Origin of the sequence: Methylicorpusculum oleiharenae (genome assembly GCF_009828925.2) — a bacterium.
Taxonomy (GTDB): domain Bacteria; phylum Pseudomonadota; class Gammaproteobacteria; order Methylococcales; family Methylomonadaceae; genus Methylicorpusculum; species Methylicorpusculum oleiharenae.
The window spans coordinates 2,470,909-2,485,667 of the sequence record NZ_WUTY02000001.1 but is presented as its reverse complement, the minus strand read 5'-3'; the positions used below and the strand labels follow the sequence as shown (position 1 = coordinate 2,485,667).

Sequence of the window (14,759 nt, the reverse complement as noted above, 5' to 3'; positions counted from 1 at the left end):
ATCGATTAAATCACTGACCAAGCAATACTCGAACCAGCGAAAAAACAGCTGTTAACCGTATGTATAAGATGTCACCCGAGATAAGCGTAGTCACCGGTATCAACAAAGAAAAACAGACTCAAAAAACATTGACTTGAGTAAAGTTAGTTCATCATTCTGTTATACTCCAACAATAATTTTTTGGCTGCTGATTTATGAGACTAACTCAATGAGGGGGGTTAAATTAAAGTTAGCCTACAAAAAATGCTCCCTGTATATTAACCACATCTAAGTGTTTCCAAGGCAACCCGTATGTCGTTAAAGAATTTTTTTTCAAAAAGCGATAAAACAAAACAGCCTCAAGCGATTGAGGCGGAAAATATAACAGTTGAAATGCTCAAGACCTTAATTCCTATCAGAAGCTTGAGCATTGAAAAAATCGAGTCTTTTGCTACTGATAGAAAAGCCGAGAGATATCCAGCCAAGACCATTTTGTTTAGTCAGGGTGATGAGGCCGATTGCGCCTTTTATCTTTTATCCGGGCAAGTCTCCATTTCAGATAATGCCGGAAAAAATTATGAAGTTGAGGCTAACACTGCAAAAGCCAAGTTTCCGCTTTCCAGCGGAATCAAGTACACCTTAACGGCGGAAGCTAAAACCGACGTCAGCATACTCAGAGTTTCACAAAAAATCATGAGCATGCAGCCCTCCGAACCGCACCATCCAATGAGCTTGAATTTTCCGGCCCGTTTAAGTAACAGCCGCCTGATACAAACGTTTTCGCAAAACTACATGGAAGAGGATATTCCGGTGCCTTCCATGCCGGATGTGGCATTAAGATTACGCAAAGCCATGGAAAAAGACATAGGTATTGCAGAAGCCGTCAAGATTATTCAGTTCGACCCTGTGATTGCCGCAAAACTCATACAAGTGGCTAATTGTCCTCTTTATGTAACCGCCAATCCCGCTAAAACCTGCCTGGAAGCTGTCAGCCGTATAGGGCTTAAAGCCACACAAAACCTGGTTATTTCACTTTGCATCAAAGACATATTCCAAGCCAAGAGTAGCGCAATCAAAAAGCTGCTGGAAAGCATCTGGCGGCAAAGTGTTTATGTATCCTGTATCAGCTATGTTCTTGCCGCAGAAACAAAAATAGTTAATCCTGAAGAGGCACTATTGGCAGGATTGATATGCGATATCGGTTTAGTGCCTTTTTTGACTTACGCAGCGAATCTGCCTGACGATTATTACACCGAACAGGAACTGATTGCAGCTATCCCTTACATAAGAGGGCCTGTCGGAATGAATATTTTACGCGAATGGGATTTTCCTGAGGAACTCGTTGTCATTCCTTCCTTTGCTGAGGACTGGTATCAACATACTCAAGATAAACTGAGTCTGATCGATATCGTTGTGCTGTCAAGACTGCACAGCAAAATCGGTACCGCTGATATGGCACAACTTCCAGCCATCACCTCGATACCTGCAGCCAGCAAGCTCGATCATGTCCAGCTTTCACCGGAAAATTCATTACACATCCTGCATGACGCGCAAAACAAAATCAACGAAGCAAAACGCGCTTTTTCTATATAGCTTTAGCAAACTAACCGTATATGGATTGGTCATTTTTCAAAAAAAAGCCCTTACCCCCGCCTTCAACCAAGCCTGAGCCTTCTCTTCAGGAAGAAGAACAAGACATTACGACTTCAGGCCCTGATATTTCAGTGTCTCTCAGTTATTTGAAACGATTGATTCCGGTCGGCCAATATCTGGATAATGCCGCCCTCCAGCAGCTAAAAATCAAAAGCGGTCAGTTCAAACCCGGCATGGCTATTTTCAGCAGTGGCAAAGAAACCGATTCGATTGTCTATTTAGTCAGCGGTGAGGCCTACCTTGAAGTGAATAACGGCACAGCTCAAATGGTCTCATCTGACACCATGAAAGCTTTATACCCTTTATCCAGTGAACGATTTCATCACTTGACCGCCATTGCCAAGTCTCAGGTAACGGTTATTTACCTTCCCCGAACGCTTTTAAAACAACCGCTATCAGCAAGCAAGCTACCGGCAAAACTCAAAATAAATGAGACGCTGGGGCAAAATGTATTTGCTCGTCAATTTATGGATAATTTGACCCAGGGGAAACTCAACATTCCTAATTTACCGGACATCGCGGTGAAGATACGGCAAGCGGACACGGACACCATAGGCATTGCCGAATTCGTAAAACTCATCAACCTCGACCCGATCATCGCCGCCAAATTAATTCAGGTAGTCAACAGCCCGGTTTATCGTCCTATCAGCCCGATAACCAATTGTCTGGATGCCGTAAACCGGCTGGGCATCAGCGCTACGCGCAATCTGATTACTGCGCTTACAATGAAAAACCTGATCAGAAGCCGCACGCCCTTAATGAAAAAGCGTATACAGGAGGCGTGGGTTCAGAGCGTCAAAGTATCAAGCTTGAGTTACATCCTTGCCAAACTCATCAATAAAGTCGATCCTGAAGAAGCGCTGTTAGCCGGACTGGTTCATAACATCGGCATTTTACCCATACTGATTTACGCAGACAGGTTACCGCCAGAAAGCTATCTTATCAGTGAGCTTGATGAAGCCATTCCGGAAATACAGGGGCAATTAGGCGCGTACATGCTTGAGAAATGGCAATTCCCTGATAGTTTAAAAATGGTTCCGGTCAGGACTGAAAATTGGTTTAATAACACCAGTGAGTCATTGGATATTAACGATGTAGTCGTTCTGGCAAAATTCCACAATATTCTGGCGAGTCAAAAAAAGGGCGAATTGCCGTTGATCAACACACTACCGGCTTTTCAGAAGCTTGAAAAAAAGATACTTTCGCCCGACTTGTCACTGCAGATCTTGTTGGATGCAAAACAGCAAATCAGCGAGACAATGAAGCTATTTACAGCCTAATTTAATGAAGTATTTAGAACAGTTTTTTAACGCAAAAGCCGCTGCGCCAAAAGCGTCAATAGACACAAAATCCGTGGTGGACAGTCCCTGCCTCATCGAACAAACAAAGCAACCTTTGGCAGTACTTCAACGATTTGTCCCGATAAGAGAACTGGACAGCAAAACAGTCCAGCTATTACCCCATAAGACACTTCACTATGCTGCCGGTGACACAGTATTTCTGATTCATCAAGCCACGACATCGGTCTGGTACCTTTTTGAAGGAACTCTGACGATGGTGCCGGACGGCGCGACTCCTTTTGAAATGCAAGCAGATTCACTTAGAGCCCATCTGCCGATTAACAGCGGCAAAAAGTTCGGCGCTTCCGGCATAGCCAAATCCTATGTCAAGATTCTTGAAGTTTCGGCAGATCTGATTGCCCATTGGACAAGCCAAAGCAAACAACAGGAGCAATGTGTCGTAATTCAAGACCTCAAGCTGCCGGAGCAAATCAACGAATCATTTTTTTTCACTCAATTTGCCAAGGCTTACCGGGAAAATAAACTGATTTTGCCGACCTTGCCGGATGTAGCTTTAAAACTGAAACAGGCCATGGCCAAAGAAATAGATATCGCCACGGCTGCGCACATCATTCAGGTTGACCCGGCCATCACGGGCAGCCTGATTCAAATTGCCAACAGCCCTTTATACTCACCCATCTCGCCGGTAACCAACTGCCATGATGCAGTAACGCGCCTTGGACTAACCGCAACGCGCAGCCTGGTCTTGGGCATCAGTCTCAAGCAACTGTTCAGAAGCCATAATCCTAAGCTGATAAAAGCGATGCAAAGCTTATGGAAAAAAAGCCTTTATCTGTCCAGTTTGAGTTTTGTTTTAGCTCAGCAAACCCATGATGTTAATCCGGAGGATGCTCTTCTAGCGGGTTTGATCAGTGATATCGGCGTCATTCCCCTGCTGTATTTCGCAGAACAACAAGGAGAAAACGACATTGACATCACGCAGCTTGAAGAAACCATTCCATTGCTGCGAGGCCCGGTTGGCAGGCTGGTTCTGCATACACTGGGTTTCAGTGAAACACTCACTCAAATTCCCTATCACGCCGAAGACTGGTATTTTGACAACAATGACACACTTGGACTCATTGACATTGTCATACTGGCGAAATTACATAGCTTTATCGGCACTGAACGGAGCAAAACGCTTCCCGCCATTTGCTCCATTCCAGCCTATACCAAATTGAACGACGGTAAACTTAACCCTGACCTTTCCCTACAAGTGCTGCGTAACGCTCAACAACGCATTCAAGCAGCCATGAACATTCTTTCCTGATAACTATGAAAAATCCATTACTGATAGACAGCGCACTACCCCATTTCTCTGAAATCAAAACCGAACATATTGAACCCGCCATCGATGCTTTACTTGCAGAGGCGCGCTCGGTTGTCTCCGCCCGCCTGGAGTCAGCCCAAAACTATACCTGGGAAAATCTGGTTGAGCCTATCGAAAACGTTGAAGATAGACTCAACAAAGCGTGGTCTCCTGTCAGCCACATGAACTCGGTGGTCAATAGCGAAGCCTTGCGTGAAGCCTACAATGCCTGTTTACCCAAACTCAGCGAGTATTCGACTGAAATGGGACAAAATGAGCCGCTTTACCACGCATATAAAATGATCGCGCAAAGCAATGATTTCGTTCACCTTGATAAAGCGCAAAAAAAAATCATCGAAAATGCGCTTAGAGATTTTCGATTATCGGGTATCGATCTGCCGGAAAAACAGAAACAACGCTACAAGGAAATCAGCCAGGCATTGTCAAAATTGACCAGTCAGTTTGAAGAAAACCTGATGGATGCCACCAATGCCTGGTCCAAACACATTACCGACAGTGAAGAACTGGCCGGATTACCCGAATCCGCATTACAGCAAGCTCAACAAACCGCGCAGAGCGAAAACCTGCAAGGCTGGATGATCACGCTGCAATTCCCCTCGTATCTGGCGGTCATGACCTATGCCGACAATCGCCAACTGCGCAGAGAGCATTATGAAGCCTTTGTAACCCGGGCTTCTGACTGCGGTCCCTATGCAGGTCGCTGGGATAACAGTCAAATCATGGAGCAGATTCTTAGCTTGCGCCATGAGAAAGCGCAAATGCTGGGCTTTGCCAATTACGCCGAATTATCCCTTTCCACCAAAATGGCCGAAAGTACCGATCAGGTCATCGACTTTCTTGAAGACCTCGGCGACAGGTCCTGGCGTCAGGCACGCAAGGATCTGGCCGAATTGCGCGAATTTGCCGGAAAATATTACGGTATCAAGGATTTGCAACCCTGGGATATGAGCTATTTTTCCGAAAAAATGCGGCAACATTTCTACCAGTTATCCCAGGAAGAAGTTAAAGCCTATTTCCCGGACAGCCGGGTATTAACGGGCTTATTTGCAATCGTCGAAAAACTGTACGGCTTGCAAATTTCAGAAATCGATAAGGTTGACACCTGGCATCCTGACGTCCGGTTTTATCAGATACTCGATCAAAACGGCCAATTACGCGGCGAGTTTTATACCGATTTATATGCCCGTCCTAAAAAGCGTGGCGGTGCCTGGATGGATGTGTGTACTAGCCGTAAAAAAACGGGCGACAGCATTCAAACCCCGGTCGCTTATCTGACCTGCAATTTTACTCCGCCAACCGGCAACGATCCGGCGTTACTTACCCACGACGAAGTCACGACGCTTTTTCATGAGTTCGGTCATGGCCTGCACCACATGTTGACACAAGTCGATCATTTGGGCGTTTCAGGCATCAGCGGTGTGGAATGGGATGCGGTGGAGTTGCCCAGTCAGTTTATGGAAAACTGGTGTTGGGAAAAAGAGGCGCTGGGATTAATTTCAGGTCATTACCAAACCGGCGAAGTGTTGCCTGACAGTCTGTTTGACAAGATGATGGCGGCCAAAAACTTTCAGGCCGGCATGCAAATGGTCAGACAACTGGAATTCAGCTTGTTTGATTTTAGAATCCACCTTGAATATGACCCTAAAAAAGGTGGCCGTATTTATGAAATTCTTGATCGCGTCAGAAAACAGGTCTCAGTCGTTCAACCGCCCGCGTTCAACCGCTTCGCGCACGGATTTTCCCACATTTTTGCCGGAGGCTATGGCGCCGGTTATTACAGCTACAAATGGGCCGAAGTCTTATCCAGCGATGCATTCTCGCTGTTTGAAGAAAAAGGCATTTTTGACGTTACAACCGGCCATGCATTTTTAACCCATATTCTCGAGCAAGGCGGCAGCGAAGACGCCATGTCGTTGTTTATTGCTTTCCGCGGCCGTGAACCCAAAATCGATGCCTTGCTCAGACACAACGGAATTGCTGCATGAAGTACCACGATTTGCGCGACTTCATCAGGCAACTCGAAAAACAAGGTGAGCTGAAAAGAATTCAATATCCGGCCGATCCGGTCCTTGAGATTACAGAAATCTGCAGCCGCACCCTCGAACAACAGGGTCCGGCGCTGTTATTCGAAAAACCGAAAGGTCATACGATACCGCTGTTAGGCAACTTGTTCGGCACGCCTCACCGCGTCGCCATGGGTATGGGTGCCGATTCGGTCGAAGCCTTGCGAGAAATCGGCAAATTGCTGGCCTATCTGAAAGAACCCGAGCCGCCCAAAGGCTTCAGGGATGCGCTGGACAAAATCCCAGTATTCAAACAAGTGCTGAACATGGCGCCTAAAATCGTCAGATCACCGCCTTGTCAGGAAGTCGTGCTGGAAGGCGACGAAATCGATCTGGCCAATTATCCCATTCAAACCTGCTGGCCCGAGGATGCCGCCCCTTTGATCACCTGGGCGCTGGTCATTACCAAAGGTCCCTACAAGGAACGCCAGAACCTGGGTATTTACCGCCAACAAGTCATAGGGAAAAATAAAGTCATCATGCGCTGGCTCGCCCATCGCGGCGGTGCGCTGGATTTTAAGGAATGGCAGGAAGCCCATCCCGGCCAGCCTTTTCCGGTGACGGTTGCGCTGGGGGCAGATCCTGCGACGATACTCGGCGCGGTTACGCCGATTCCTGACAGCCTATCGGAATATGCTTTCGCCGGTTTATTACGCGGCAGTAAAACCGAACTGGCCAATTGCTTGTGCAATAACCTGCAAGTGCCCGCCAGCGCTGAAATCGTGTTGGAAGGCTTCATTTATCCCGGCGAAACCGCACCGGAAGGCCCCTACGGCGACCATACCGGCTATTACAATGAAGTCGATGATTTTCCGGTGTTCACCATCGAAAAAATAACCCAGCGCCACGACCCGATTTACCACAGCACCTACACCGGCAAACCGCCTGATGAACCTGCTGTTTTGGGCGTGGCATTGAATGAAGTGTTTGTGCCTATCCTGCAAAAACAATTTCCTGAAATCGTCGATTTCTACCTGCCGCCCGAAGGCTGCTCGTATCGCTTGGCCGTGATCAGCATCAAAAAGCAATACCCGGGACACGCAAAACGGGTCATGCTGGGTTTGTGGTCGTTTTTGCGCCAGTTCATGTACACCAAATTCGTCATCGTTGTCGATGACGACATCAGTCCGCGCGAATGGAAAGAGGTCATCTGGGCCATGACCACGCGCATGGATCCAACCCGTGATATCACGCTGCTGGATAATACGCCTATCGATTATCTGGACTTCGCCTCACCGGTATCGGGTCTTGGCTCGAAAGCCGGATTCGACGCCACCAATAAATGGCCCGGTGAAACCAACCGCGAATGGGGACGGCCTATCGTCATGTCAAAAGAGATCATCCAACAGGTGGACAGAATTTGGGATGAGTTGTTTTGAAGCGCGGATTCAACTAACAAGTGCCATTTCCGGTTTGAACTTCTAATATGGCTTTGTGGGTTGCGGTAAGCCTTGCGCGGAACACCGCAACCCCATACATACTGGCTTGACGATGGCAATCCGTAACGGGGCGACACCAATTATTAGCCTTAAAATGCTATTGGCAATCCATCGCAAAGGACCTCATTCAGCAAGAATTACCTAAATGACGGCTGCATAGGCGGCATTTAAACTCGCCATCAATGACCCCGCGAAAGCGATGTCTGATACGGCTTTCTGAAGGCTGCAAAAATGAAATAAAAAATGAATCTTGTGCAATGTGTGTCTAAAATTCATTAGCATGAATCGACACACTTTTCTTACCCGCACAGCTTCACTACCGGCAATTGCATCCACGCCTTGGCTTTTCGCCTGCTACCCGGCACAGCTATTGACTGTCGGAATACATCACTGGATGGGTTATGAAACACACAACCTGGCCCGCGATGACCGACTAAAGGGCGCAGCAAAAACAATATCGACTTTTCCCTTTAATACCCGACTACCGGTACAGAAAGATTTGTTGCATCGCCCGGTTTCTGCAAAGCGGCTGCCAAACGCAGCAAAATAGCCAGATGAAAACATTAATGCTTGTTTTGACACTTGCAGGGTTTGGCCTTTCCGAAGCAGCGTTGTGTTCAAACCTGCAAGCTCCGTTAAAATTTGCTGTCCTTGCTTTTCGTCCAAAAGCACAGGCCATGACCCATTGGGAACCCTTGGCAGTCTATCTTTCAGTCGCTCTGGACCAACGCGTCGAACTCGGAGTTTACGACTATTCCGAACTAGACGCCGCAGTATCCCGAAAAGAAGTGGATATTGTGCTGACCAATCCGGGACACTCTATCCAGCTTCAACTTCAAAACAATTTATCGGCACCCTTGGTGACACAGGTGACTCAAGCAGGTGACTATAAGCTTTCAGCGTTCGGAGGTGTTATTTTTACCCGTCATGATGCCTTATCGATTAACGCCTTGGCTGACTTGAGTGAAAAACGTATAGCAATAACCTTTATAAATTCTGCCGGCGGTTATCAGATGCAAGTCTTTGAATTGCTGTCTGCCGGCGTTCCGTTACCCAAAAAGCAAAACCTGATCACAACGGGCATGCCTCACGACCTTGTTGTGGAAGCAGTCATGACCGGCCGCGCCGATGCTGGTTTTGTCCGAAGCGGTGTCCTTGAGGGCCTGCATAACGAAGGCAAGCTTGACCTGAATCAAATCAAGATTATCAACCAGCAGAAGCTGCCCGCTTATCCCTATATCAGCTCCACCCCTCTGTATCCGGAATGGCCGGTATCGGTGATGCCCCAGGTTGATGAACAACTCTCCCGCAGACTGATCATTGCCTTGCTTAACCTGCCTCCCGATAGTTCGGCGGCCCGTTCAGCAGGTATTTATGGCTTCATTCCCCCAGCCAATTATGAAAGTGTGCATGAGGTACTCAGAAAACTACGTTTGCCGCCCTATAGCGAGGCGCCTGATTTTACCCTCTCCGACCTGTGGAAAAAATACCAGCTATGGATTACCTCCATAGGCATCTTGACGCTACTTTTAACGGCATCCGGCTTTCTTTTGATAATACAGAACCGCCGATTACGTCAAAGTGAACAGCGTTTTGCAACCTTGTTTGAGTTGGCCCCGGAACCCACCTGGATTATTGCCGACGGGCGCTTTATAGACTGCAACATGGCAGCCGTGCGAATACTGGGTTACAAAAACCGGACCAAACTGCTGAATGCCCGTCCGGCCGACATTTCGCCGGAACGTCAACCCGATGGTGAAAGTTCACAAAGTAAAGCTGAGCGTATACTGCAGCTAGTCGCAAACGGTGAGCCGCAACGTTTCGAATGGATCCATAAAAAATTTGACGGCAGCAAATTAATAGCCAATGTCAGCCTGGACCCGGCAATTTTAAACGGAAAAAAAGTCGTGCTCTGCTCCTGGCATGATGTCACTCAACGTAAACAAACCGAAGCCAGATTATTGGAGAGCGAGCGCAAATTTCGTGAGCTGAGTCGCCGCCAGGAAGAAATCATCTGGGCTACCAATATAGGCACCTGGGAATGGAACATCAGGAGCGGTGAAACGATATTCAACGAAAGATGGGCCGAAATTACCGGTCATACCCTGGATGAACTGACTCCTTATAATATTAAAACATGGATAGCCCTAGTCCATCCGGAAGATATCAAGCTATCGAGAGACAAACTGGAAAAATGCTTTTCTCGCGAAACAGCTTCTTACAGTTGCGAAGTCCGGATGCGGCACAAGCAGGGCCATTGGATCTGGATTCTGGATCAAGGCCGGATTGTCGAATGGACTGCCGACAACATGCCTTTACGAATGTCAGGGACTCATCAGGACATTACCGGCCGTAAACAGGTGGAGAACGAGTTGAAGCTCGCCGCCAGCGTCTTCACTCACGCCAAGGAGGGCATACTGATTACCGATGCCGACGCCACCATCATAGAAGTCAATAATACCTTTTCGCTGGTCACCGGTTACAGCCGTGCCGAAATCCTGGGCCAAAATCCTCGAATATTAAATTCCGGACGGCAACCGCCGGAATTTTATTCGGATATGTGGCAACAGCTTATCGACAAGGGCCATTGGTGCGGGGAAGTATGGAACCGGCGCAAGAGCGGCGAAGTTTATGCGGAATTGTTGACTATCAGTGCCGTCAAGGACACCTTAGGCAGTACGAAAAGTTATGTGGCTTTGTTCACGGATATTACCCAGATCAAGGAACAACAACACCAACTGGAGCATATTGCGCATTTCGACACGCTCACCCAACTGCCGAACCGCCTGCTGCTGGCTGACCGGCTAAGGCAAGCTATGATCAATAGTGAACGTAGCGGCCGGTCTTTGGCACTTATCTACCTGGATCTGGACGGATTCAAGGCCGTCAACGACCATTACGGACACCCTGCGGGCGATGAACTGTTGATCAAAGTCGCACAACGCATGAAGTCGGTGTTACGAGAAGGCGACACCCTGGGACGAATCGGTGGCGACGAATTTGTTGCGATACTTATTGACCTTGAGCAAAACGAAGACTGGGAGCCGGTTCTTAATCGCCTGCTTATCGCAGCTGCACAGCCTGTGACTATCAACGAAGACCAGTTGGCTGTATCGGCCAGTATCGGTGTCACACTGTACCCGCTTGACAATGCCGATGCCGATCAACTGCTGAGACATGCCGATCAAGCGATGTATCAGGCTAAACAACAAGGCAAAAACAGTTATCAGCTATTCGATATCGCTGGAAATGCCGTAGCAGCAACACAGCGAGAGACTTTGGAGAGCATCCGGCGCGCCATTGATTACGGTGAATTCGTCCTTTATTATCAGCCTAAAGTGAATATGAAAACGGGCGAAATTATCGGCGCAGAAGCGCTTATTCGCTGGCAGCATCCTGAGCGCGGCCTTCTGCCTCCGGCAGCCTTCCTGCCTTTTATCGACAAGCACCCTATTAGTCTGGAAATAGGCGAATGGGTCATTGATACTGCATTAAGCCAACTTGCGGCCTGGCGCGCAGAAGGCTTGGAGATATCGGTCAGTGTCAATATCAGTGCGTTACAATTGCAACAAACCCGTTTCGAAAAACGTTTGTTTGAATTGCTGACCGCTCATCCTGAAGTTGAGCCGTGCCAACTGGAATTGGAAATCATTGAATCCAGCGCGCTAGAAGATATAGCCTACGTATCCGGCGTGATGAATGCCTGCGTCAGCCTCGGCGTGCAGTTTGCATTGGATGATTTCGGCACCGGCTATTCTTCGCTGACCTATTTAAAACGTCTTCCGGCCAGCACGCTAAAAATTGACCAAAGCTTCGTCAGGGATATGCTGGAAGATCAAGACGATCTTGCCATTGTTGAAGGTGTAATGGGTCTTGCCAACGCTTTCGGACGAGAAGTTATAGCCGAAGGCGTAGAGACGATCGCCCATGGCAATTTGCTGTTGGCTCTGGGATGTGAGTTGGCGCAAGGCTATGGTATTGCCAAACCTATGTCTGCGCCCGAACTAAAACCCTGGATTAAAACCTGGCGTCCCGACCCGTCCTGGGCTGCCTGGAACCATTGCCGAATCAGCCGTAACCAGCAACCATTGCTGTTTGCCGAAGTAGAGCATCGCGCCTGGGTAAAAGTCATTGCAGGCTGTCTTAAAGGTGAGCGCGAAGTGCCTCCGCCACTGGATGAACACCTCTGCCGCTTCGGCATCTGGTATAAGCATGAAGGCCGCATCCGCTATGGCAATCACCCTGAATTTCAAGACATTGAGCCATTGCATCGACAGGTTCATGACCTGAGCAAGCGATTTTTGAAAGCCGCCAATGAGAACCGGCATCTGGAGGTATTGGATCAGCTAGATGAATTGTATACAGCGAGCAATCAATTAATCAACGCCTTGCACAAACTGATAGCCGTTATCGAGACTCAGGCATAGCAACTTATAGTATATCCATCGTAGATCGAAATTCGGCACCGGGGTGCCCGTCAAAGGACGCCGTAAAACCATCCCGGTAGGCTCTATGCCGAACAACCCGTTGCCTCCTTAGGCACTGCCGAAATTTGAAGTTCGAATGGTATAACCCAAGCCTATTTAGTTACGGCAGCTAATTTTTAAATAAGCCGCCAGTGATTAGACCTTCGACACGCTCAGGGTAAGCGGACCCCTTTTATTACCCGCAAAAATTCAAGGATGACGGAGTACCCGTTATGAATACCAGCAATTCCCTGTTTGATGATAATAATGGGGAGACGTATGCAATGCGGGGATCTTGTCATCAAGCCCCCATGGGTGGGTTTACGGCGCTGCTGGCTACTTCACCCTAAGCAACTCTGGCGCTTGATCTGGACCTTCGCTTACTCAAGGCCAATCAACCAATGTGAGGGGTGAGAAGATACTATCAAAGTTTGATTGAATATCCGGCAGAGCCTATCTACATGCCAGGACAAAAGCATTAATTTAACAGTCCAAACACCAATGCAGACGGTTTTCTATACCCGAGTGAGCACGTACCGCATGAGCAAAACGTCTGGCATCGGCAGCGATGGAGTTGATGAATTCGCTCAAGCCCATCCACTCAACCTGTGCAGAGGTGGTTTGCCTCGCTTACGGTCTGTCGAGCCTCGCGAAGTCTTACTGTCAATTGCGATGACTTACACCTGACGTTTTTTCCCTAACGCTTTCAACCCAGTACAAAAAACTGGCCCTGAAATCGTAAAACGAAATTCGCTCAAACATATAGGCAATGCAGTCGTGAGAAAGTATTCCATTTTTCCGCGGCACAAAACAGCGTAGTCAATCCAACTTTTCATGAGCAAAATCGACAATACCCTGCCAACCCTCTGCGTCACTGATAATCGCGCAGACACTTAACCCCATTATGTCGATTAAGCCATGAAGCTTTTTGCATTCAACTCGAGAGTCTTTTTGGTTATCAATATCTTCTATAAAACTTATGGAGATATTGATATAGATCCTTGTATGTCAATCATTTTTAATGCATTTGCCCTGCCTGTTTACCCAGGCAGAAACGATGTAGGAAGCAGCCGATAGACTGTTATATTTAGCCATACAACCGGCCGTAACCCGTTATGCTGCGAGGATTAGGGGTGGTTATTGGCAAAACCTCTAAGCCAATCACTCAAAGCTGCGCGAAAGTTCATCAGGGAATGCTGTGTTATTCTTGATGGAATGTAATTAGCTGAAAGGTTGGGGCGAAAACCTATCAACCTGTATAGTTTTCAACCTGACTGATCACTTCACTAGAAGCTAATTCCAGTCCCATTTTGTAGCACTCAATGGCATTATTTTTATCGTCTTTGCCAAAAAGTATATTGCCCAATAACTGATAAGCTGAAACCGAAGGTTCAACAGCAATACTCTTTTCCAGATAAAGTTCCGCTTTATCCGTATCGTTCAACAAAATACATAATTTACCCAGGATTCTCAGCAAGACAGGATCATCCGGGTATACGGTCAACCAGCTTTCCGCTGTTCTAAGCTGTCTGGCCCGGTCATTTGACTGAACGCTGCCGAACAGAACCAGTAAGGTATGGTCCCAGTTCGACGAGATAATTTTAGCCAGTTCATCTTCAATCTTGGCCCCGGCACCCACATCAATCATTGCTGCAAAATAAATGGCAGGAATTCCTGACACGGTTTTGATGTAATCAGGTATTTCCTGCCAAAGTTCTTGAATATCGGTGAAGTCTCCTTTTTGTGCCGCCTCTCTGAGGAGATTGCTGTAAGCGTCAGCCTCCAACAGTTTGACTTCGGCTTCCATCAATACTTTGTTCTTGTTCAGCGAGGGAATCAGTTTCCTGATAGCATCCCAATCGCCTATATGCCGGTATGTTTGATGCAGCAGTTTAAGAACGGCAGCATGACCCGGATTGATGGAATGTAATCTGGCCAGCGTTTGTAGCGCCTCTTCAAACTGATTTCCCGACAAATGCAGTTCTGCCTGAACCAGGCCCACGGCGATATCAGAACCCGGTGCATAATCGGCCGCTTTTTTCAGATATTCATCGCGTTTTTCAACTGCGCCTCGAGATTGAGCCGCCCTTGCCGCAGTCAAATAATGAATCAAAGGCGCGCCGCTATGCGATGCATGCTTGATCAATATTTTTTCGGCTTTTTCCCAATTACCCTCAGCAGAATCAACTAACCCGGCAATCAGTGCTTCTTGAGAACGGTTGAATTTGACACTCTTTCCGCGATCTTTCATCTTGCCCGGCAACCGCATCAACCAGCCTAGCAGGCGAAAAAACATATACGTGATAAAAAAAACGATCACCAGAGCCACACCAAAAAACACCAGCGAAGTCTCTAGAGACCATCGTCCCATACCAATCAATACATAGCCCGAGTCATCATATTGACTTAGCCAGCTATGGACTATAAAAGCGGTTACGACTGCAATAAAGAGCGAACCCAGAAAATAGATGACATTTTTCATAGTTCAC

9 protein-coding genes are annotated in these 14,759 nt (G+C 47.6%); 7 read left to right on the top strand and 2 right to left on the bottom strand.

Annotated elements, in window-relative coordinates; translation table 11 throughout:
* Positions 1-291: 291 nt before the first annotated feature.
* The 7 genes from GO003_RS11275 (at position 292) to GO003_RS11245 (ending at position 12,957) form a co-directional block, all read left to right on the top strand.
* Positions 292-1,572, top strand: coding sequence for an HDOD domain-containing protein (locus tag GO003_RS11275; protein ID WP_159655099.1), 1,281 nt, complete (start codon positions 292-294; stop codon positions 1,570-1,572).
* A gap of 20 nt (positions 1,573-1,592) precedes the next feature.
* Positions 1,593-2,912, top strand: coding sequence for an HDOD domain-containing protein (locus GO003_RS11270; RefSeq protein WP_159655097.1), 1,320 nt, complete (start codon positions 1,593-1,595; stop codon positions 2,910-2,912).
* A 4-nt stretch (positions 2,913-2,916) separates the two neighbouring features.
* Complete coding sequence (locus GO003_RS11265) at positions 2,917-4,242, top strand: HDOD domain-containing protein (protein WP_159655095.1); 1,326 nt, start codon at positions 2,917-2,919, stop codon at positions 4,240-4,242.
* A 5-nt stretch (positions 4,243-4,247) separates the two neighbouring features.
* Positions 4,248-6,287, top strand: a complete 2,040-nt coding sequence (gene prlC, locus GO003_RS11260; protein ID WP_159655093.1) for an oligopeptidase A — start codon at positions 4,248-4,250, stop codon at positions 6,285-6,287.
* Positions 6,284-7,744, top strand: coding sequence for a 4-hydroxy-3-polyprenylbenzoate decarboxylase (ubiD, locus tag GO003_RS11255; protein ID WP_159655091.1), 1,461 nt, complete (start codon positions 6,284-6,286; stop codon positions 7,742-7,744). Before prlC ends, ubiD begins: the two co-directional genes overlap by 4 nt.
* A 614-nt stretch (positions 7,745-8,358) precedes the next feature.
* Positions 8,359-12,231: an EAL domain-containing protein gene (locus tag GO003_RS11250; protein WP_159655089.1), complete on the top strand. Its 3,873-nt coding sequence runs from the start codon at positions 8,359-8,361 to the stop codon at positions 12,229-12,231.
* Positions 12,232-12,810: 579 nt separating this feature from the next.
* Positions 12,811-12,957 carry a hypothetical protein gene (locus tag GO003_RS11245; protein WP_159655087.1) on the top strand — a complete coding sequence of 49 codons (147 nt, stop codon included), beginning with the start codon at positions 12,811-12,813 and terminating at the stop codon, positions 12,955-12,957.
* Positions 12,958-13,089: 132 nt separating this feature from the next.
* Here GO003_RS11245 and GO003_RS26570 read toward each other — a convergent pair whose 3' ends face one another.
* A complete protein-coding gene (locus GO003_RS26570) occupies positions 13,090-13,233 on the bottom strand; it encodes a transposase family protein (protein WP_407942117.1) in 144 nt (47 codons plus the stop codon).
* Between the two features lie 286 nt (positions 13,234-13,519).
* On the bottom strand, positions 13,520-14,752 hold the full coding sequence (locus GO003_RS11240; RefSeq protein ID WP_159655085.1) for a heme biosynthesis HemY N-terminal domain-containing protein: 1,233 nt from the start codon (positions 14,750-14,752) through the stop codon (positions 13,520-13,522).
* Between the last annotated feature and the right edge of the window lie 7 nt (positions 14,753-14,759).

Excerpts from the sequence above, each read along its gene's own strand:
- GO003_RS11275 (WP_159655099.1), top strand. The coding sequence starts at position 292 with ATGTCGTTAAAGAATTTTTTTTCAAAAAGCGATAAAACAAAACAGCCT.
- GO003_RS11270 (WP_159655097.1), top strand. The coding sequence starts at position 1,593 with ATGGATTGGTCATTTTTCAAAAAAAAGCCCTTACCCCCGCCTTCAACC.
- GO003_RS11265 (WP_159655095.1), top strand. The coding sequence starts at position 2,917 with ATGAAGTATTTAGAACAGTTTTTTAACGCAAAAGCCGCTGCGCCAAAA.
- prlC (WP_159655093.1), top strand. The coding sequence starts at position 4,248 with ATGAAAAATCCATTACTGATAGACAGCGCACTACCCCATTTCTCTGAA.
- ubiD (WP_159655091.1), top strand. The coding sequence starts at position 6,284 with ATGAAGTACCACGATTTGCGCGACTTCATCAGGCAACTCGAAAAACAA.
- GO003_RS11250 (WP_159655089.1), top strand. The coding sequence starts at position 8,359 with ATGAAAACATTAATGCTTGTTTTGACACTTGCAGGGTTTGGCCTTTCC.
- GO003_RS11245 (WP_159655087.1), top strand. The coding sequence starts at position 12,811 with ATGAGCAAAACGTCTGGCATCGGCAGCGATGGAGTTGATGAATTCGCT.
- GO003_RS11240 (WP_159655085.1), bottom strand. The coding sequence starts at position 14,752 with ATGAAAAATGTCATCTATTTTCTGGGTTCGCTCTTTATTGCAGTCGTA.